This is a genomic window from Actinomadura sp. CNU-125, from assembly GCF_001942465.1.
GTDB lineage: Bacteria > Actinomycetota > Actinomycetes > Streptosporangiales > Streptosporangiaceae > Spirillospora.
This window is the reverse complement of record NZ_MKJY01000255.1, coordinates 20,276-38,891: the sequence shown is the minus strand read 5'-3', so window position 1 is coordinate 38,891 and position 18,616 is coordinate 20,276. Positions and strand designations below refer to the sequence as shown.

The following is an 18,616-nucleotide window of genomic DNA, read 5'->3' as shown; positions in this document are numbered from 1 at the left end:
TACGGGCGGTCAGGCCATCGCCTCGACCTCTTCGCGGGTGAGGACGGGGTCGGGCGCGGTGGGGGCGGTGGACGCGACGGGGGTGGTGGTGCCCTTCGCGACGCGGGCCTTCGCCTCGCGGAACTCGCGGATGGGGCCGGTGGCCTCGTACAGGCCGTTGATCGCGGTCCAGAGGGCGGCGCGGCGGGCGCGCAGGGCGAGGGGGTTCGGCGGCTTGTAGAGGGCGAGTTTCTGCGCCCATTCGGGGAGCATGTCGCGGGCGGCCCAGTCCATGAAGGCGCTGCCGGGCTCCCACGGCTTGGCTTCGCTGTCGCGGAGGTTGGGGCCGGTGCCGAACGCCTTGATCGGGGTCACGGCCAGGCGGGGCAGGTAGGACTCCAGGCATTCGGCGGTCTCGGCCTTGGTCGTCGGCAGGTCGGTGCCGCCGAGGGACTCGCCGACGCGGACGAACTCGCGGTAGTAGCGGTCGATGTCGCGCAGTGGGCGCCGGTGGTAGCGCTCGTGGGCGGTCGCGAGGCCCCAGACGACCGTGGCGTAGTTCCACCGGAGCCAGTCGGGGTCGTCGGCGTCGTAGGCGAGCCCGTCGGGGCGGGTGCCCTTGATGGTGTGGTGCATGGCGCGGACGGTGCGGGCGAGCCGTTCGGCGGTCTCGGTGGAGCCGTAGGCGGTTCCGATGAAGAACGAGACGGAGTGGCCGAGCCGGACGGTCGCGCCGTGGACGTCGACGTTCCCGGTGGGGATGCCGTTCTTGTCCCGTTCGGGGATGCGGGAGTGGTCGTAGGCCATCCAGCTGATGCTGGGGTCGAGCCCCTCGATGTAGGCGGCGCCGACGAGGCCGAGGATCAGCGTGGGCAGGTGCGAGTGCACGTACCAGACGGCGCTGCCGGGGCCGAACCAGCCGGGGTCGCCCTCGGGGCCGGCGAAGTCGAGGCCCTTGAAGAACTTCGCGCGGATGTCGGCATCGAACCCCTGCTCGAACTTGGTCGCGATGATGTTGCTCTTCGACGGCATCGCAGGCTCCTAATCTGGATACGACTGTAGCCAGAATAAGTGTCTGGTTACGTCCGTGTCCAGACTTGGTACTGTGACCCGCATGACGACCCGGTGGGCGGGCGTCCCCGCGTCCCGGCGCCGGGACGAGCGCCGCGAGATGCTCGTGCGCGCCGCGTTCGGCCTGTTCGGCGCGGGGGGCGAGGCGGTCCTGACCGTCCGCGCGGTGTGCCGGGAGGCCGAGCTCCACACGCGGTACTTCTACGAGAACTTCACCGACACCGGCGAGCTGCTCGCGGCCGTCTACGACCGGCAGGCGGAGGCGCTCGGCGAGGTGCTCGCGAGCGCACTGGAGGAGGCCGGGCAGGATCCGGAGGCCCGCACGCGCGCGGGCGTCCGGGACGTGCTGCGGTTCATCAGCGACGACACCGCGACCGCGGCCGCGTCCTGTTCGCCGAGGCGCCCGGCAACGAGCCGATGGCCGCGCGGCGCCGGGCGGCCGAGACGGCGCTGCTGGACGGGCTCGTGGCGATGGGCCCGCGCGACGACCCGACGGTCGTGATCGCCGCGACCATGTTCACCGGCGCGATGATCGAGCTGGCCCGGCAGTGGGCGGACGGACGGCTCGGCGACGACCTCGGCGCGGTCGTCGACACCGCCGTCGAACTGTCGACCGCCCTGCACGCCAAGGCCGTCGAGCGCCTCGGCCGGTGACCGTCAGGCGGCCCTGGCCGCGGCCGGGGACGTGACGTCGCGGGCGAAGCGGCCGATCTCGTCGATCGCGGGCAGTCCCTCGCGGGAGAGGTCGGCGAAGACCTGGAAGACGTGCAACTGCCCCTCCCAGATCTGCAGGGTGCAGGGCACGTCGGCGGCGCCGAGGCGTTCGGCCATCAACTCCGCGTCGGAGCACAGCACTTCGATGCCGCCGACCTGGATCAGGACGGGCGGCAGTTCGCGCAGGTCGGCGTGCAGGGGGGACAGCCGGGGGTCGGTCGGCTCGACGCCCGGGAAGACGGTCCGCACCAGGTCGCCGAGGCGGCGGGCCGGGATGAACGGGTCGAGCGGCTCGTTGGCGTGCGCGACGCGCGCGTCGAGGTCCAGGTCGATGAAGGGCGACAGCGCGGCGATCCCGGCGGGGCGGGGCAGCCCGTCGCGGACGGCGTCCAGGACGGTCGTCAACGCGAGGTAGCCGCCCGCCGAGTCGCCCGCGACCACGATGTTCCCGGGGTCGACGCCGCGGCCGAGCAGCCACCGGTAGGCGTCGACGCAGTCGCCGATGGACGTCGCGATGGGGACCTTCGGCGGCATGCGGTAGGCGACCGAGAGGACCGGCATCCCGGCGGCGCGGGAGATCCGCGCGATCAACCGGCGGTGGGTGCGCAGGCCGCACGCGACGAACCCGCCGCCGTGGAAGTAGAGGATCACCCGGCGGGGGTCGGCGGCGACTCCGCGCCCCACGACCCACTCGGCGGCGCAACCGAGACCGTTGACCGCGGCGGTCCGCGTGCCGCGCGGCGCGAGCAGGAGGGCGCCCGCGAGCTCGATCAGCCCGGCGAAGCGGAGGGTGAGCGGCGTCCACGGCAGCCGCGCGACGAACGGCCGCACGAACCGGCGCATCAGCGCGGCGAGCAGCCGCGCGCCCCGCCCGCATCCCGCGCGCTCTTCCACCACCGCTGCGACCGTCATCCCTGCCTCCCGTCGGGTGCCCGGCGGGAGATTACCCTAGTAAGCGCTTGGTTACAAGAGGTCAGCGGGCGGGGATCGCCAGGAGGTCCAGGTGCCGGACCTCCAGGGCGAGGTCGCCGGTGGCGCAGTCGGCGAGGCGGCGGCGCAGGTAGGCGGGCGCGTCGGCGGCGAGGGCCGGACGGTGCTCGACCGCGGCGGCGACCTGGCCGCGCAGCCGCTCCGCCGTCAGGACGGAACGGGCCGGGCCGAGCCGCCACGGGCTGGGCCGGGTGCGGACGGTCGCGCCGCGCCGGGCGAACGCGTCCGCGGCGGCGAACGCGAGCGTCGGTGCCGAGCCGGCCCGTCGCGGCGGCGGTGGGCGTCGGCCGCGGCGGCGAACTCGATGTCGAGCGGGTCCGCCGGATCCAGCCGGACCCGTCCGATCGGGGCGAGGGTGAGCAGCACCGGACGGCACGCCGTCGCGGCGAGCGCGTCGATCTCGGCGGCGTCGAGGCGGTGCAGCACGTGGCAGGCCGCGAGGACGGACGCGCCGAGGACATCGGCGGCGCGCAGGTCGGCGAGGTCGCCCGCGCGGGTCTCGACGGTGGCGGCGGTGCCGTCGGCGGAGGTGTAGGTCCGCCCGGCGCGCGGGCGAGGCGGGCCGGATCGGAGTCCTGCAGGATCCAGTGCTGCGGGCCGCGCAGGCGTCCGGCGAGCCACCGGGCGAGGGCGCCGTCGCCGCAGCGGGCGTTCCAGACGGTGACCGGACGGTCCGCGGGCAGTTCGGCGCGCAGGACGTCGAGCAGCGAGCCCGCGCGGGCGGCGGCGTCGGCGGGCTCGCGCAGTTCCGCCCAGGACGGGTCGGCCGGGCTGGCCACGGTCATGACGGCTCCCTTCGCGGACGGCTCCCCCGTGCCGTCCGCGGAGAAAGATCCCCTGGTCATCGGTGTCGCAACCCCACCGGAAGGTTCAGTCGTGGTATAGGTCGCCCAGCCGGGTCCGGACGACGAGGTCGTGCAGCGCCCGTCCCGCGCTCGGCCGCTCGGGGAGCGCGCTGCGGTCGCGTTCGTCTTCGAGCAGGGCCGTGAGCGCGGCAACGTCGGCCTGCAGGGTCGGACGGTCCGGGGCACCGGACGGGACGCCCGAGTGTTCGGCCTCGCGCTTGGCGGCGATGAGGTCGGGGACGTACGGCGGCGCGTCGTCGAGCAGCGCCGTCAGGTCGGTCACGAGCTCGCCCGTCCGCATGAGGTGCACGCCCGTCAGGAGGGTGCGGAACACGTAGAGCAGCGGCTTGAGCTCGTCGCGGTTCTCGAACATGCGCCACTGGCCGCGCGCGAAGCCGAGGTAGTGGCCGGCGTGCCGGGAGGTGAGCAGGCCCGGCATCAGGTCGCGCAGCTCGGCGTGCAGCGGCGAGGACTCCACGACGATGGACGAGCCGAGCTGCTCGACGGCGTGCCCGTTCGGCTTCAGCAGCATGTCGCAGAACTTGCCGAGGTCGTAGGTGACGATGTCGGCCTCGACGCCGCCGTGCTCCCACACGGCGGTGCACTGGTGGCGTCCGGTGAACAGGCCGATGACCTGGTCGAGGGGCAGCAGGTGGACGCCGCGCAGGTCGATGTCGGAGTCGCGGGACTCGAAGCCGTAGATGTGCGACCCGCTGACCGTCAGGAACGCCCGCGGGTAGGGGTGCTCGGCGGTGAAGCGGTCGAGCAGGCCATCGGGGAGTTTCACCAATCCAGGCTCCTTCGGCGGACGGAGATCAGGAAGTCCTCGACGCGGTCGCGGTCGGGGAGCTCGGGCAGCGGGCTCGCGTCGAGCGCCCCCTGCATCTGCGCGGTGAGGCCGGTGCGCCAGGCGTCCACCTCGTCCGGGGGCAGCTCGCCGCGCTTGACGGCGAGGAACCGGTCGCGCAGGTCGCCGACGTCGACGAGCGGCTCGCCGGTGCGGACGAGGCGCAGGCCGCTGTGCAGGAGGCGGAGCATGTGCATCACGTGCTTCCAGTTCGGTTCGCCGTCCTTGCGCAAGTCGCCTTGCATCTTGCGGAACTGGCTGTCGGCGTAGCGGAGGAACGTGCGGTGCGCCTGCCGGGACAGAAAGGCCGTGCGGATCGCCAGGAGCTCCTCGCCGATCGGGGTGACGCGCTCGACGAGCGGCGACCACAGGCACTCCAGGACGGTCGGGTTCGCGGCGAGCGCCAGCTCGCAGAGCCGTTCGAGCTCCCACGAGAACTGCTCGGGCAGCGGGCCGTCCAGGTGGGTGGGCGGCTTGTCGAAACGCCAGTACAGCGGGGCCGGGGCGACGAAGACGCCGCGCCGGTCGACGTCGCTGTCGGCGGTCGCGAGGCCGTACGCGCGCGAACCCGTCACGACGGACAGGATCGTGTGGTCGCGGACGAGCCGCAGGTCGGTGCTCACCGGATCGCTCACGGAACGAAGCCTGACGCAACGGGCGTCCCGCGTCGACCCGGTTTCGCGGCCGTTGCAGGACCTCCTGCAAGTTGGTTACAGCTCGGATACGAGCTTGCTGAAACTTTCTGCAAGCTATTTACCTCCTTGCAAACCGTTGCTAATGTCCCCGATCAACCACCACCCCCATCCACGGAACGGCGGGACGGCGGCCGGCACGGCCCGTCTCGCGAATGGAGGACCCCATGCGGCGCATCCCCCGGATCGGCGGCGCGGTCGTCGGCGCCGTCCTCGCCCTCTCGCTGGCCGGCTGCGGCGGCGACGACGGCGACGGATCGTCCGGCACGTCGGCGGACGACCTGCAGGGCCGCGGCCCGATCACGTTCGTCACGGGCAAGGACCGGTCCGGCAACCTGCAGAAGCAGGTGGACGGCTGGAACTCCGAGCACCCGGACGAGAAGGTGCGGATCATCGAGCTGCCCGACGAGCCGAACGAGCAGCGGCAGCAGATGATCCAGAACGCGACGACCAAGTCGGACGCGTACACGGTGCTCAACCTCGACGTCGTCTGGACGGCGGAGTTCGCGGCCAACCGGTGGCTGACCGAGCTGCCCGAGGAAAAGATCGACCTGTCGAAGATGCTGCCCGCGACGATCAAGACGGGCCGGTACCGCGACCGGCTGTACGCGGTGCCGTCCACGTCCGACGCCGGGATGCTCTACTACCGCAAGGACCTGCTGGAGAAGGCGGGGATCTCCGAGCCGCCGAAGACCTACCAGCAGATGTGGGACGCCTGCGAGAAGGTCAAGGACCTGGACGAGGCGAAGGACATCGACTGCTTCTTCACCGAGGTCAACAAGAGCGAGAGCATGACGATCTCGATGGTCGAGGCCATCGGAAGCGCGGGCGGCTCGATCATCGGCCCGGACGGCAAGCCGACCGTGAACACGCCGCAGGCGAAGCAGGGCCTGGAGTTCCTCGTCAACGCCTACGAGGACGGCATGATGCCGAAGTCGGCGATCACGCTCGACACCGAGGGCGGGCGCCGCTACTTCCAGGACGGCAAGCTCGTGTTCCAGCGGCAGTGGCCGTACCAGTACTCGCTGGCGAACGAGGACGACGGGTCGTCGAAGGTCGCCGGGAAGTTCGCCGTCGCGCCGCTGCCCGGCCCGGACGGCCCCGGCGTCTCCAACCTCGGCGGGCACAACCTCGCCATCTCGGCGTTCGCGAAGAACAAGGCGACCGGGCTCGACTTCGTCCGCTACCTGACCGGTGAGCAGGCGCAGCGCGACAACCTGCTGGCCACCTCGCAGGCCCCGACCGTCGCCGCGCTCTACGACGACCCCGAGCTGGTGAAGAAGTTCCCGTACCTGCCGGTGCTGAAGGCGGCGATCGAGAACGCCACGCCGCGTCCCGTCGCGGTGAAGTACGGCGACGTGACCGCCGCGATCCAGGAGGCCGGCTACTCGGCCGTCACCGGCGACGCGCCCGCCGACAAGGCCCTCGCCGACCTGCAGGGCAAGCTCGAAACCCTGACCGCCCAGAAGTGACACCCATGACGACGACGCACGACGAGCGGTCCGCCGCGGCGCACGCCGCGGCGGCACCGCCGCGCGGGCGGGGACGCAAGTCCCGCAAGGGCGGGGACGCGCGCAGCCAGCGGCGGCTCGCCGCGCTGCTGCTCTCCCCGACCCTGCTGGTACTGGCCCTGGTCATCGGCTACCCGGTGCTGGCCGGGTTCCGCGAGTCGCTGTTCGCGCGCGGCGAGGGCCTGGACGAGAACGGGTTCGTCGTCGAGGGGACCCGGTTCGTCGGCCTCGACAACTACACCGCGATCTTCAGCGGCGACAGCGCCGACGCGTTCTGGAACGCGTTCGGCAACACGTCGTTCTTCACCTTCACGACGGTGATCCTGGAGACGGTGATCGGCGTCGGGATGGCGCTGATCATGCACCAGGCGTTCCGCGGGCGCGCGTTCGTCCGGGCCAGCATCCTGGTGCGTGGGCGATCCCGACCGCGATCTCCGGCCTGCTGTGGCGGTGGATCTTCCAGGCGGACGGCGCCGCGAACGCGATCCTGCGGCAGCAGATCCTGTGGACGGCCGACGGTTTCCCGGCGAAGCTCGCGGTGATCACCGCCGAGGTGTGGAAGACGTCGCCGTTCATCGGGCTGCTGGTGCTGGCGGGGCTGCAGATGATCCCCCGGGACGTCTACGAGGCGGCCCGCGTGGACGGCGCGACCGCGTTCCAGCAGTTCCGCAGCATCACGCTTCCGCTGGTGAAACCGGCGCTGCTGGTCGCGGTGCTGTTCCGGATGCTGGACGTGCTGCGCATGTTCGACCTCCCGGCCGTCCTCATCGGCGTCAACCAGGACTCGGTGGAGACGCTCACGATGATCGCCTGGTTCGAGGCGTCCAACCTGCGGTACGGGTCGGCGGCGGCGTACGCGACGATCCTGTTCGTCTACATCGCGCTGATCGCGTACCTGTTCGTGAAGCTGCTCGGCGCCGACATCATCGGCGAGGCCCGCGAGCAGACGAAACGCGCGAGGCACACCGACCGGCGGCGGAAGAAGAAGGCGGACCAGAAAAAGGCGGACCAGAAAAAGGCGGTGGCCTCATGACCGGCTCCCGGGCCCGGCGGATCCTGTCGTACGTCGGGATCGCGGCCGTGGCGGTCTACTGCCTCGCGCCGTTCTACTGGATGACGATCTCGGCGTTCCGGCGCCCGCAGGACCAGTTCGACAACTCGATCGTCCCGATCCGCTGGTCGCTGGAGAACTTCACCGCGGTGTTCCAAGGCGACAACGGCTTCGGCCGGGCGCTGCTCAACAGCGTCATCGTCGCCGGGATCACCACCGTGCTCACGCTGATCATCGGCATCTTCACCGCGTACGCGCTGGCCAGGCTGCAGTTCCGGTTCAAGAACGCGCTGCTCGGGCTCATCATCGCCACGACGATGTTCCCCGGAATCTCCCAGCTCGTTCCGTTGCTGAAACTCTTCACCGACATCGGTTGGATCAACACCTACCAGGCGATGATCGTGCCGAGCCTCGGTTTCGCGCTGCCGCTGTCGATCTGGCTGCTGAACGCGTTCTTCCGGCAACTGCCGTTCGAACTGGAGCAGGCGGCCATGGTGGACGGCTGCACGCGCGGCCAGGCGTTCCGCAAGATCATCGTCCCGCTGGCGGCGCCCGGGGTGTTCACCACGGCGATCCTGACGTTCATCGCCGCGTGGAACGAGTTCCTCATCGCGCTGTCGATGGTGAACGAGAAGGACATGCAGACCGCCACGGTGGCGATCTCGAAGTTCACCGGCGTGTCCGGCTTCGACCAGCCGTTCGGCACCCAGATGGCGGCGGGCGTCATCGTGACCGTCCCGCTGATCGTCGTCGTGCTGATCTTCCAGCGCCGGATCGTCGCCGGGCTCACCGCCGGCGGCGTCAAGTGAGACCGGTCGAATGAGGACCGGTCGAATGAGGACCGGTCGAATGAGGACCGGTCGAGTGAAAGCCCGAAACCGCTCCCGACACGAAGGACGTTCATGACGCACGACACCCTCGCCGTCCCCGCGCCCCGGGACGGCGCCGAGAGCAGTGCCCGCTGGTGGCGGGACGCCGTCATCTACCAGGTGTACGTGCGCAGCTTCGCCGACTCCGACGGCGACGGCGTCGGCGACCTGCCGGGCGTCCGGTCGCGGCTACCGTACCTGGCGGCGCTCGGCGTGGACGCGCTGTGGCTGACCCCGTTCTACGTCTCCCCCATGGCCGACTTCGGCTACGACGTCGCCGACTACCGCGACGTCGACCCGCTGTTCGGGACGCTCGACGACGCGCGCGCGCTGGTCGCCGACGCGCACGGCCACGGCCTGCGCGTCATCGTGGACGTCGTGCCGAACCACACCTCCGACCGGCACGCCTGGTTCCGGGCGGCGCTCGCCGCCGAGCCCGGCTCGCCGGAACGCGCCCGGTACGTCTTCCGGGACGGCCGCGGCCCGGACGGCGCCGAACCGCCCAACGACTGGGAGTCGGTGTTCGGCGGCCCCGCGTGGACGCGGGTGCCCGACGGGCAGTGGTACCTGCACCTGTTCGCGGCCGAGCAGCCCGACCTCGACTGGGAGAACCCCGAAGTCCACGCGGAATTCGAGGGCATCCTGAAGTTCTGGCTCGACCTCGGCGTCGACGGGTTCCGGATCGACGTCGCGCACGGTATGGCGAAGGCCCCCGGACTGCCCGACGTCGGCCACCCGAACCAGGTCGAGATGCTCGGCACGGCCGTCCTGCCGTACTTCGACCAGGACCCGGTGCACGACATCCACCGCGCGTGGCGCCGCCTCCTCGACACCTACGACGGCGAGCGCGTCGCGGTCGCCGAGGCGTGGGCCCCGACCCCCGAGCGCCTCGCCGCCTACACCCGTCCGGACGAGCTCCACCAGGCGTTCAACTTCCACTACCTGTCGGCCCCGTGGGACGCCGCCGAGATGCGCGCGGTCGTCGACGAGTCGCTGCGCACCGCCGCGGCCGTCGGCGCCCCCGCGACGTGGGTGCTGTCGAACCACGACGTGAAACGGCACGTCACCCGGTACGGCGGCGGCGAGACGGGACTGGCGCGGGCCCGCGCCGCCGCGCTGCTGACGCTCGCGCTGCCCGGCTCGGCGTACGTGTACCAGGGCGAGGAGCTGGGGCTTCCCGAGGTGCTCGACCTGCCGGAGGAGTTCCTCCAGGACCCGCAGCGGCTGCGCGGCGAGGGCCAGGGCCGCGACGGCTGCCGCGTGCCGCTGCCCTGGGCCGGGGACGAGCCGCCGTTCGGCTTCGGGACCGGCGCGGCCACGTGGCTGCCGATCCCGCCGGCCTGGCGGTCCCTCACGGTCGCCGCGCAGGAGGCCGACCCGGACTCGATGCTCGCGCTCTACCGGGACGCGCTGCGCGTCCGGCGCGAGCACCCGGCGCTCGGCGACGGCCGCCTCCGCTGGCTGGACGGCCCGGACGACACGCTGGCGTTCGTCCGGGACGCCCCGGGCGGCGGGGCCGTCGGCTGCGCGGTCAACATGTCCGGACGGACGCTGCGCGTCCCCGCCCGCGGCACGCCGCTGCTGGCGAGCGGGCCCGTCCAGATCGGCGACGAAGGCGCGGATCTCCCCCCGAACACGGCTCTATGGTGGGAGATCGAGGAGCGATAATGAAACCCATGACGACGCGCCTGGCGGACATCGCGGCCCACGCCGGAGTGAGCGAGGCGACGGTGAGCCGGGTGCTGAACGGCAAGCCGGGCGTGTCCCCCACCACGCGCCAGGCGGTGCTGACCGCCCTGGACGTGCTCGGCTACGAGCGCCCGGCCCGGCTGCGCCAGCACCGGGCCGGGCTGATCGGGCTGATCATCCCGGAGCTGACCAACCCGATCTTCCCGGCGTTCGCGGAGGTCATCGAGAGCGCGCTGGCCCGGCACGGGTACATGGCGGTGCTGTGCTCGCAGGCGCCGGGCGGCGTCGCCGAGGACGACTACATCGAGATGCTGCTGGAGCGCGGCGTCGCCGGGATCATCTTCGTCAACGGCCTGCACGCCAACGCCAACTCCGACCGGGCGCGGTACGCGCGGCTGCTGGAGAAGGCGCTGCCGATCGTGCTGGTGAACGGGTACCGGGCCGACATCGACGCGCCGTTCATCTCCAACGACGACGTCGCCTCGATGGAGGCCGCGGTCGGGCATCTGGCCGCGATGGGCCACCGCCGGATCGGGCTGGCGATCGGGCAGGACGTCTACGTCCCGACCCGCCGCAAGACCGAGGGGTTCCGGCGCGGGATGGCGGCGCACACCGGCCTGTCCGCGGCCAAGGTCGACGCGCTGGTCGTCAACACCATGTACACGGTGGAGGGCGGGCAGGCCGCGGCGGCCCGGCTGCTGGACGAGGGTTGCACGGCGATCTGCGGCGGCAACGACATCATGGCGCTCGGCGCGATCCGGGCGGCGCGGGCGCGCGGGCTGCGCGTCCCCGAGGACGTGTCGGTCACCGGCATGGACGACTCGCTGCTGACGGCCTACCTCGACCCGCCGCTGACCACGATCCGGCAGTCGGTGCGGGAGATGTCGATGGCGGCGGTCAGCACGGTGCTGGACGAGATCCGCGGCGAGCGCGCGCCGCGCACCGAGCTGCTGTACCGGCCGGAACTGGTCGTGCGCCGCTCGACGGCGCCCGCGCCGGCGGGGGCGCGGCGCGGGGACGTCCCCGCGCCCGCCTCCGGGAACGTTCGCGGGCCGGTTCACCAGCCCGTTCCCGAAGGTTAGGCGGTCCGTCGGGCCGGCGTCGGCGGCGCCGGGCCCGGCGTGCGGCACGCTGATCGGTTCGGATTCGGCCGATAACGGTTCAGTCTCGGCGATTGACAGTGACGGCCATCACCGTCTTTGCTTCGTGGGAGCGCTCCCACACACGAGGTACATCACAACTGGAAGGGGTCCGCGATGAGGGCCAGCATGCGGCGCGGACTGAGCACGGCGGTGGCCGCGTTGCTCGTCGGCGGCCTCGCCGTCGCCTGTGGCGACGACGGCGACTCCGGCGGCGACGGCACGGTCGAGCTGACCGTCGACGTCTTCGGCGAGCCGGGCTACGAAGAGCTGTACAAGCAGTACGAGGCGTCGCACCCGAACGTCAAGATCAAGCAGCGCAAGGTGTCCAGCCTGGACGACTTCAAGCCGCGCATCCAGCAGTGGATGGCGACCGGCAGCGGCGCGGGCGACGTCGTCATGCTGGAAGAGGGCATCCTGCCGCTGTACATGCAGCAGCCGGACAAGTTCGTCAACCTCTTCGACCACGGCGGCAAGGAGCTCGAGCAGAACTTCGTGTCGTGGAAGTGGCAGGCGGGCGTCACCCCGGACGGGAAGCAGCTCGTCGGTCTCGGCACCGACGTCGGCGCGCTCGCCATGTGTTACCGGACCGACCTGTTCGAGAAGGCCGGGCTGCCGACCGAGCGCGACGAGGTCTCCAAGCTCTGGCCGACGTGGGACGAGTACCTGAAGGTCGGGCAGGACTTCCAGTCGAAGATGAAGGACAGCAAGTGGCTGGACGGCCCGACGGCCGTCTGGCGCGTCACCGTCCTGCAGCAGGCCGGCGCGGGCCCCGGCTACAGCTACTTCGACAAGTCGAACAAGCTGGTCTTCGACTCGAACCCGGCGGTGAAGAGCTCGTTCGACACCGCGCTGAAGTTCGAGCAGAACAAGCTCACCGCGGACATGTCGATCTTCACCCCGCCGTGGCAGACGGCGCTGAAGCGCGACACGTTCGCGACCGTGCCCTGCCCGTCCTGGATGCTCGGCGGCATCAAGGAGTTCTCCGGCGACTACGGCAAGGGCAAGTGGGACGTCGCCTCGGTCCCGGGCGGCAGCGGCTACTGGGGCGGCTCGTGGCTGGCCGTGCCGAAGCAGACCGACCACGCCAAGGAGGCCGCGGAGCTGGCCAAGTTCCTGACCTCGCCGGAGGGCCAGGTCGCGCGTTCAAGGCCGCGAACGTCTTCCCGTCCTCGCCGCAGGCCGCGAAGGACCCGGCGGTGGCCGAGGCCAAGGACGAGTACTTCAACAACGCGCCGGTCGGTGAGATCTTCGGCGAGATGGTGGCGAAGGCCCAGCCCGTCTACCTCGGCCCGAAGAACGAGGACGTGCGCCAGGCCGTCGAGAACGTCCTGATCAGTGTCGGCCAGGGCAAGGTCGACGCGGGCGAGGCGTGGAGCAAGGCCGTCGAGGAGGCGGAGAAGGCCGCCCGGTGATCCCGGCCCGGTCCTGATCCGCACGCCCCACCCCGGACGACCACCAGACCATCAGACGACCCACCACACCGGCCAGGCGGTGGCGCCGTGCCTCACCTCCCCGTGCGGCGCCACCGCCTCTTCCATGCCCCGAAACTTCCGTCCCGGACACCGGACGGACCGCCCCCGAAAGGAGGCGCATGACCACCGATCTGCGCGCCGGCCGGAAACGACCCCGGCCCGCGCCGGGCGACGCCGACCGCCGTCCACGCTCCACCTGGCGGGGCCGGCTGGCCAAACTCGACGTGAAGGCCGCTCCCTACGCCTTCATCTCGCCCTTCTACATCGTCTTCCTGATCTTCGGCCTGTTCCCGCTCCTCTTCACGCTCTGGGTGTCCCTGCACGACTGGGGGCTCGCCTCGGGCACCCGCGACTGGGTCGGCCTGGACAACTACGAGTACCTGCTGACCGACTCCGACTTCTGGCACGCGACGGTCAACACGCTCGGCATCTTCGTGATGGCGACGATCCCGCAGCTGCTCATCGCGCTGTTCATCGCGAACGCGCTGAACCGGCGCATCCGGATGCCCACGCTGTTCCGGATCGGGATGGTCGCGCCGCTGGTCACCTCGACCGCCGCCGTCTCGATCGTCTTCACCCAGATGTTCGACACCGACTGGGGCATGTTCAACTGGGCGATCGGCCTGGTCGGCATCGACCCGATCGACTGGAGCGCCAGCCGCGGCTGGTCCTGGGTCGCGATCGCCATGATGGTGAACTGGCGCTGGATCGGCTACAACGCGCTGATCTACCTCGCCGCCATGCAGTCGATCCCGCGCGACCTCTACGAGGCGGCCGCGATCGACGGCGCCTCCCGGACCCGGCAGTTCTGGCAGATCACGGTGCCGATGCTGCGCCCGACCGTCATCTTCACGGTGATCATCTCGACGATCGGCGGCCTGCAGCTGTTCACCGAGCCCGTGCTGTTCAGCGTCCGCACGCCGAACAACATGGACGGCGGCGCGCTGCACCAGTTCCAGACGATCACGATGTACATGTACGACAACGCCTTCGGGTCGGACCGGTACGGCTACGGCGCCGCGGTCGCCTGGGCGCTGTTCATGATGATCATCGTGTTCTCCCTGATCAACTTCCTGATCGTGCGACGCACGGGAGGCACGAAATGACGACGCTCCTCGCCGGTCCCGGGCAGCCCGGCAAGCACGCCCGCCCGACCGGGAAGATGCGCGGCCTGTGGGAGGCCAGCCCGCTCACGTACGTGGCGCTGATCGTCGCGGTCGCCATGTCGCTGTTCCCGATCTACTGGATGATCGTCGTCGCGACGCGGACCAACGACGTCGTCTCCGCCGTGCCGCCCCCGCTGCTGCCCGGCGGGGAGGGCGGCGACAACGTGGGGCGCCTGTTCGACAACCCCGACGCCTACTTCGCGCAGGGCCTGCTGAACTCGGCGATCGCCTCCACCGTGGTGACGGTCTCGACCGTGTTCTTCGCGTCGCTGGCCGGGTTCGCCTTCGCCAAGCTGCGCTTCAAGGGCAAGAACGGGCTGCTGCTGACCATCATCGCGACGATGATGATCCCGGTCCAGATGGGCATCATCCCGCTCTACATGATCATGGTGGAGCTGGGCTGGCAGAACCAGCTGCAGGCGGTGATCGTCCCGTTCCTGGTGACCGGGTTCGGCGTGTTCATGATGCGGCAGTACGCCTCGCAGGCCATCCCGGACGAGCTGATCGAGGCGGCGCGCGTCGACGGCTGCTCCACGTTCGGCATCTACTGGCGCGTCGTGATGCCCGCGCTGCGCCCGGCGGCCGGCGTCCTCGGCCTGCTCACGTTCATGCAGACGTGGAACGAGTTCATGTGGCCGCTCGCGGTGCTCGCCCCCGACAACCCCACCGTGCAGCTGTCCATCAACAACCTGGCGAACGCCTACTTCGACGACTACACGCTCATGTTCGCCGGTACGACCGTGGCGGTGCTGCCGCTGCTCGTCGTGTTCATCGTGTTCGGCCGCCAGATCATCGGCGGAATCATGGAAGGTGCGGTAAAAGCGTGACCTCGCTACAGGACGACACCGGTGCGGCCGAGGCCGCGCTGTTCCCGGCCGGGTTCCGGTGGGGCGCGGCCACGGCCGCCTTCCAGATCGAGGGCGCCGCGGCCGAGGGCGGGCGCGGCCCGTCCATCTGGGACACGTTCTGCCGGACGCCCGGCAAGGTCCTGAACGGCGACACCGGCGACGTCGCCGTGGACCATTACCACCGCTTCCGCGAGGACGTCGCGCTGATGGCCGATCTCGGCCTGACGGCGTACCGGTTCTCGGTCTCGTGGCCCCGGATCCAGCCGGACGGCGCGGGCGCCGTCAACGAGGAGGGCCTCGACTTCTACCGGCGGCTCGTGGACGCGCTGCTGGAGGCGGGCGTCGAGCCGTGGCCGACGCTGTACCACTGGGACCTGCCGCAGCCGCTTGAGGACGCGGGCGGCTGGCCCGAGCGGGACACCGCGCACCGGTTCGCCGACTACGCCGCGCACGTCCACGGCGCGCTCGGCGACCGGGTCCGGAACTGGATGACGGTGAACGAGCCGTGGTGCGGGGCGTTCCTCGGCTACGCGTCCGGGGAGCACGCGCCCGGACGGCTCGAACCGTCCGCGTCGCTGCTGGCCGCGCACCACATGCTCCTCGGGCACGGGCTCGCGGTGGAGGCGATGCGGGCGCGGCGCCCGGACAACCGGTTCGGCGCGGCCGTGAACCTGTACGCGGTCTCCCCCGCGTCCGACCACGAGGCGGACGTGGACGCGGCCCGCCGCATCGACGGCCTGCAGAACCGGCTGTTCCTGGACCCGCTGCTGCTCGGCCGCTACCCCGAGGACGTCCTCGCCGACACGGCCGAGCACGGGTTCGACCCGTCCGCGGAGGACCTGCGGACCATCAACCAGCCGCTCGACCAGCTCGGCATCAACTACTACACGCGGCACACCGTCGCGGGGACGCCGGGCGAGGCCGCGCAGACGGCGTCGTCGCCGTTCTCCACGCACTCCCCGTGGGTCGGCAGCGAGCACGTCCGGTTCGTCCCGGCGGGCCGTCCGGTGACGGGGATGGGCTGGGAGATCGACGAGCGCGGCCTGTTCGAGGTGCTGACCCGCCTGCACCGCGAGTACCCGGCCGTCCCGCTGTACATCACCGAGAACGGGGCGGGCTACGACGAGGTCCTGGACGGCGATGGCACGATCCAGGACACCGGACGGATCGCCTACGTCGACGCGCACCTGCGCGCGTGCCACGACGCGATCGCCGAAGGCGTCCCGCTGCGGGGCTACTTCACGTGGTCGCTGCTGGATAATTTCGAATGGGCCTGGGGCTATTCGAAGCGCTTCGGGCTGGTGCACGTGGACTACGCCACGCAGCGGCGCGTCCCGAAGGCGAGCGCCCGCTGGTACGCGGACGTGATCCGGCGGGGCGGGCCCGCGTCCGGCTGAGATTCCGGGGTGTGAACGGCGGGTTCCGACCGTTTCGGAGCAGGATCGACGGAGGGGGCGGGATGACGGGCAGGAGCACGCGGCCCACGTTGGAGGAGGTCGCTGCGCGGGCCGGGGTGGGCCGCGGCACGGTCTCCCGGGTGATCAACGGGTCGCCGCGGGTCAGCGCACAGGCCCGCGAGGCCGTGCTGAAGGCGATCGACGAGCTGGGGTACGTGCCGAACCGCGCGGCCCGCACGCTCGTCACCCGGCGCACCGACACGGTGGCGCTGGTGGTCGCCGAGTCCGACCAGCGGCTGTTCGGCGAGCCGTACTTCGCGGGCGTCGTCCGCGGGATCGGCAACGGGCTCGCCGACACGGGCCTGCAGCTCCTGCTCGCCATGGCCCGCTCCCCCGCCGAGTACGCGCGGCTGGAGAACTACCTCACCCCGCAGCACGTCGACGGGGTGCTGCTCACGTCGCTGCACGCCGAGGACCCGCTGCCCGCGAAGCTGGAGGCGGCGGGCGTCCCGACGGTGCTCGGCGGCTGCCCGCCGGGGGTGTCGCCGGTCAGCTACGTGGACGTCGACAACCGCAGCGGCGCGCGGGAGGCGGTCGGCCATCTGATCAGCGGCGGGCGGCGGCGGATCGCGACGATCGCCGGGCCGCAGGACATGGGCGCCGGCATCGACCGGCTCACCGGCTACCGGGACGCGCTCGCCGCCGCCGGGCTGCCCGAGTGCGTCGCGTTCGGCGACTTCGGTGAGGCCAGCGGCATCACCGCCGCCGAGGAGCTGCTCGCCCGGGACCCGCACCTGGACGCGGTGTTCGCCGCCGACGACCCGATGGCGCTCGGCGCGCTGCGCGTCCTGCACCGGCAGGGCCGCCGCGTCCCGGACGACGTCGCGGTGATCGGCTTCGACGACTCGGCCGCCGCCCCCCTCGCCGACCCCCCGCTGTCGAGCGTCCACCAGTCGCTGGAGGAGATGGGCGTGGAGATGGCGCGGCTGCTGGTGTCGCGGATCGGCGGCGAGACGGTCGCCGAGCCGGTGGTCGTCCTGAAGCCGCACCTGGTGCTGCGCGAAAGCGCCTGACCTGGGCGGGCGTAAGATCATCGGTATGGGCTACGAACCGACGCCGGAAGAACTGTCGTACCTGCGCCGCTGCGTGGAGCTGGCCGCCGAGGCGCTCGCGGACGGCGACGAGCCGTTCGGGTCCGTGCTGGTCTCGGGGGCGGGCGAGGTGCTGGCCGAGGACCGCAACCGGGTCGCGGGCGGCGACCGCACCCGGCACCCCGAGTTCGAGCTGGCCCGCTGGGCCGCCGAGCACATGACGCCGGACGAGCGCGCCGCCGCGACCGTCTTCACGTCCGGCGAGCACTGCCCGATGTGCGCGGCGGCGCACGGCTGGGTGGGACTCGGCCGGATCGTGTACGTCGCGTCGTCCGCGCAGCTCGGCGGATGGCTCGCCGAGCGCGGGCTGCCCCCGGCGCCGGTCCGTCCGATCCCGGCCGGGGAGGTGGCTGCCGGGCGTGCGCGTCGAGGGGCCGGTCGCCGCGCTGGAGGCCGAGATCCGCGCCCTGCACGCCCGCGCCTACGGCTGACCGCCCCCGCGTTTGCCGAGACGGCAAACGATTTTGCCCGTCCGCGCGTCCGTCGCCCAAGATGCGGGAAGGCAACGGACAGGAGGACCCATGGGCAACGAGACCGAGGAGTTCTGGGAGGAGCGCTACCGCTCCAGCGACCGGGTGTGGAGCGGCAACCCGAACCCCGTCATGGTGAGCGTCGTCGAGCCGCTCGACCCGGGCACCGCGCTCGACCTCGGCTGCGGCGAGGGCGCCGACGTCGTCTGGCTCGCCCGCCGCGGCTGGCGGGTGACCGGCGTCGACGTCTCCACCGTCGCCCTCGACCGCGCGGCCGCGCACGCGTCCGACGCGGGCGTCGACGCCGAGTTCCGGCAGCACGACCTGAGCCACGGCTTCCCGGAGGGCTCCTACGACCTGGTGTCGGCGCAGTTCCTGCAGTCGCCGCTGGAGTGGGACCGCGCCGCGATCCTGCGGAAGGCGGCCGCCGCCGTCGCGCCCGGCGGGCTGCTGCTGATCGTCGAGCACGCCGCCGCCCCGCCCTGGTCGGACCACCACGACCACCGCTTCCCCACGGCCGACGAGACGTTCGCCGACCTGGCCCTCGACCCTGCCGGGTGGACGACCGAGCGGTGCGGCACCCACGAGCGCGAGGCGAAGGGTCCCGACGGGCGGCCCGGCACCCTGCTCGACAACGTCATCGCCGTCCGCCGCACCGGGTGACGCCGCACGGGCGAGCCCGCCCCGGAACGGCCGGGGCGGGCTCGGTACC

General features: G+C 71.7%; 19 protein-coding genes and 1 pseudogene. 15 read left to right on the top strand and 5 right to left on the bottom strand.

Going from position 1 to position 18,616, the window contains the following annotated elements:
- Positions 1-9: 9 nt before the first annotated feature.
- Positions 10-1,011 carry an oxygenase MpaB family protein gene (locus BJF79_RS27155; protein WP_075901577.1) on the bottom strand — a complete coding sequence of 334 codons (1,002 nt, stop codon included), beginning with the start codon at positions 1,009-1,011 and terminating at the stop codon, positions 10-12.
- 82 nt (positions 1,012-1,093) lie between these two features.
- Here BJF79_RS27155 and BJF79_RS27150 point away from each other — a divergent pair, with 82 nt between their 5' ends.
- On the top strand, positions 1,094-1,552 hold the full coding sequence (locus BJF79_RS27150; protein ID WP_262402649.1) for a TetR/AcrR family transcriptional regulator: 459 nt from the start codon (positions 1,094-1,096) through the stop codon (positions 1,550-1,552).
- Positions 1,549-1,704 carry a hypothetical protein gene (locus BJF79_RS61835; protein WP_262402648.1) on the top strand — a complete coding sequence of 52 codons (156 nt, stop codon included), beginning with the start codon at positions 1,549-1,551 and terminating at the stop codon, positions 1,702-1,704. Before BJF79_RS27150 ends, BJF79_RS61835 begins: the two co-directional genes overlap by 4 nt.
- A 3-nt stretch (positions 1,705-1,707) precedes the next feature.
- Here the strand turns inward: BJF79_RS61835 and BJF79_RS27145 are convergent, their stop codons facing one another.
- From BJF79_RS27145 to BJF79_RS27130, 4 genes are all read right to left on the bottom strand, one after another.
- Positions 1,708-2,676, bottom strand: a complete 969-nt coding sequence (locus BJF79_RS27145) for an alpha/beta hydrolase (RefSeq protein WP_075901575.1) — start codon at positions 2,674-2,676, stop codon at positions 1,708-1,710.
- A 225-nt stretch (positions 2,677-2,901) separates the two neighbouring features.
- Entirely contained in the window at positions 2,902-3,375 is a 474-nt protein-coding gene (locus BJF79_RS61830) for a hypothetical protein (protein ID WP_262402647.1), read from the bottom strand.
- A gap of 249 nt (positions 3,376-3,624) precedes the next feature.
- Positions 3,625-4,386 carry a DNA polymerase beta superfamily protein gene (locus BJF79_RS27135; RefSeq protein ID WP_075901573.1) on the bottom strand — a complete coding sequence of 254 codons (762 nt, stop codon included), beginning with the start codon at positions 4,384-4,386 and terminating at the stop codon, positions 3,625-3,627.
- The gene (locus tag BJF79_RS27130) at positions 4,383-5,081 is read right to left on the bottom strand and encodes a nucleotidyltransferase domain-containing protein (protein WP_262402646.1); all 699 of its coding nucleotides are present in this window, start codon (positions 5,079-5,081) and stop codon (positions 4,383-4,385) included. The genes BJF79_RS27135 and BJF79_RS27130 overlap by 4 nt, the downstream gene beginning before the upstream one ends.
- Positions 5,082-5,305: 224 nt before the next feature.
- On the opposite strand from BJF79_RS27130, the gene BJF79_RS27125 reads away from it, so the two are divergent.
- The 13 genes and pseudogenes from BJF79_RS27125 (at position 5,306) to BJF79_RS27065 (ending at position 18,567) form a co-directional block, all read left to right on the top strand.
- Complete coding sequence (locus BJF79_RS27125; protein ID WP_075901621.1) at positions 5,306-6,610, top strand: ABC transporter substrate-binding protein; 1,305 nt, start codon at positions 5,306-5,308, stop codon at positions 6,608-6,610.
- A 5-nt stretch (positions 6,611-6,615) separates the two neighbouring features.
- Entirely contained in the window at positions 6,616-7,191 is a 576-nt protein-coding gene (locus tag BJF79_RS61825) for a carbohydrate ABC transporter permease (RefSeq protein ID WP_075901571.1), read from the top strand.
- On the top strand, positions 7,080-7,682 hold the full coding sequence (locus BJF79_RS61820; RefSeq protein ID WP_316043447.1) for a sugar ABC transporter permease: 603 nt from the start codon (positions 7,080-7,082) through the stop codon (positions 7,680-7,682). The genes BJF79_RS61825 and BJF79_RS61820 overlap by 112 nt, the downstream gene beginning before the upstream one ends.
- Positions 7,679-8,509, top strand: a complete 831-nt coding sequence (locus BJF79_RS27110; RefSeq protein WP_075901567.1) for a carbohydrate ABC transporter permease — start codon at positions 7,679-7,681, stop codon at positions 8,507-8,509. Before BJF79_RS61820 ends, BJF79_RS27110 begins: the two co-directional genes overlap by 4 nt.
- A gap of 93 nt (positions 8,510-8,602) precedes the next feature.
- Positions 8,603-10,237 carry a glycoside hydrolase family 13 protein gene (locus BJF79_RS27105; protein WP_075901565.1) on the top strand — a complete coding sequence of 545 codons (1,635 nt, stop codon included), beginning with the start codon at positions 8,603-8,605 and terminating at the stop codon, positions 10,235-10,237.
- A gap of 8 nt (positions 10,238-10,245) precedes the next feature.
- A complete protein-coding gene (locus tag BJF79_RS27100) occupies positions 10,246-11,340 on the top strand; it encodes a LacI family DNA-binding transcriptional regulator (RefSeq protein ID WP_075901619.1) in 1,095 nt (364 codons plus the stop codon).
- Between the two features lie 174 nt (positions 11,341-11,514).
- A complete protein-coding gene (locus BJF79_RS27095; protein WP_262402645.1) occupies positions 11,515-12,732 on the top strand; it encodes an ABC transporter substrate-binding protein in 1,218 nt (405 codons plus the stop codon).
- Positions 12,733-12,991: 259 nt separating this feature from the next.
- On the top strand, positions 12,992-13,978 hold the full coding sequence (locus BJF79_RS27090; protein ID WP_075901563.1) for a carbohydrate ABC transporter permease: 987 nt from the start codon (positions 12,992-12,994) through the stop codon (positions 13,976-13,978).
- Entirely contained in the window at positions 13,975-14,865 is an 891-nt protein-coding gene (locus BJF79_RS27085; protein WP_262402644.1) for a carbohydrate ABC transporter permease, read from the top strand. Before BJF79_RS27090 ends, BJF79_RS27085 begins: the two co-directional genes overlap by 4 nt.
- Positions 14,862-16,283 carry a GH1 family beta-glucosidase gene (locus tag BJF79_RS27080; RefSeq protein WP_075901561.1) on the top strand — a complete coding sequence of 474 codons (1,422 nt, stop codon included), beginning with the start codon at positions 14,862-14,864 and terminating at the stop codon, positions 16,281-16,283. The genes BJF79_RS27085 and BJF79_RS27080 overlap by 4 nt, the downstream gene beginning before the upstream one ends.
- Before the next feature lie 62 nt (positions 16,284-16,345).
- Positions 16,346-17,356: a LacI family DNA-binding transcriptional regulator gene (locus tag BJF79_RS27075; RefSeq protein ID WP_075901559.1), complete on the top strand. Its 1,011-nt coding sequence runs from the start codon at positions 16,346-16,348 to the stop codon at positions 17,354-17,356.
- A gap of 25 nt (positions 17,357-17,381) precedes the next feature.
- A pseudogene (locus BJF79_RS27070) lies at positions 17,382-17,865 on the top strand (nucleoside deaminase).
- A gap of 90 nt (positions 17,866-17,955) precedes the next feature.
- The gene (locus BJF79_RS27065) at positions 17,956-18,567 is read left to right on the top strand and encodes a class I SAM-dependent methyltransferase (RefSeq protein WP_075901557.1); all 612 of its coding nucleotides are present in this window, start codon (positions 17,956-17,958) and stop codon (positions 18,565-18,567) included.
- Positions 18,568-18,616 lie beyond the last annotated feature (49 nt).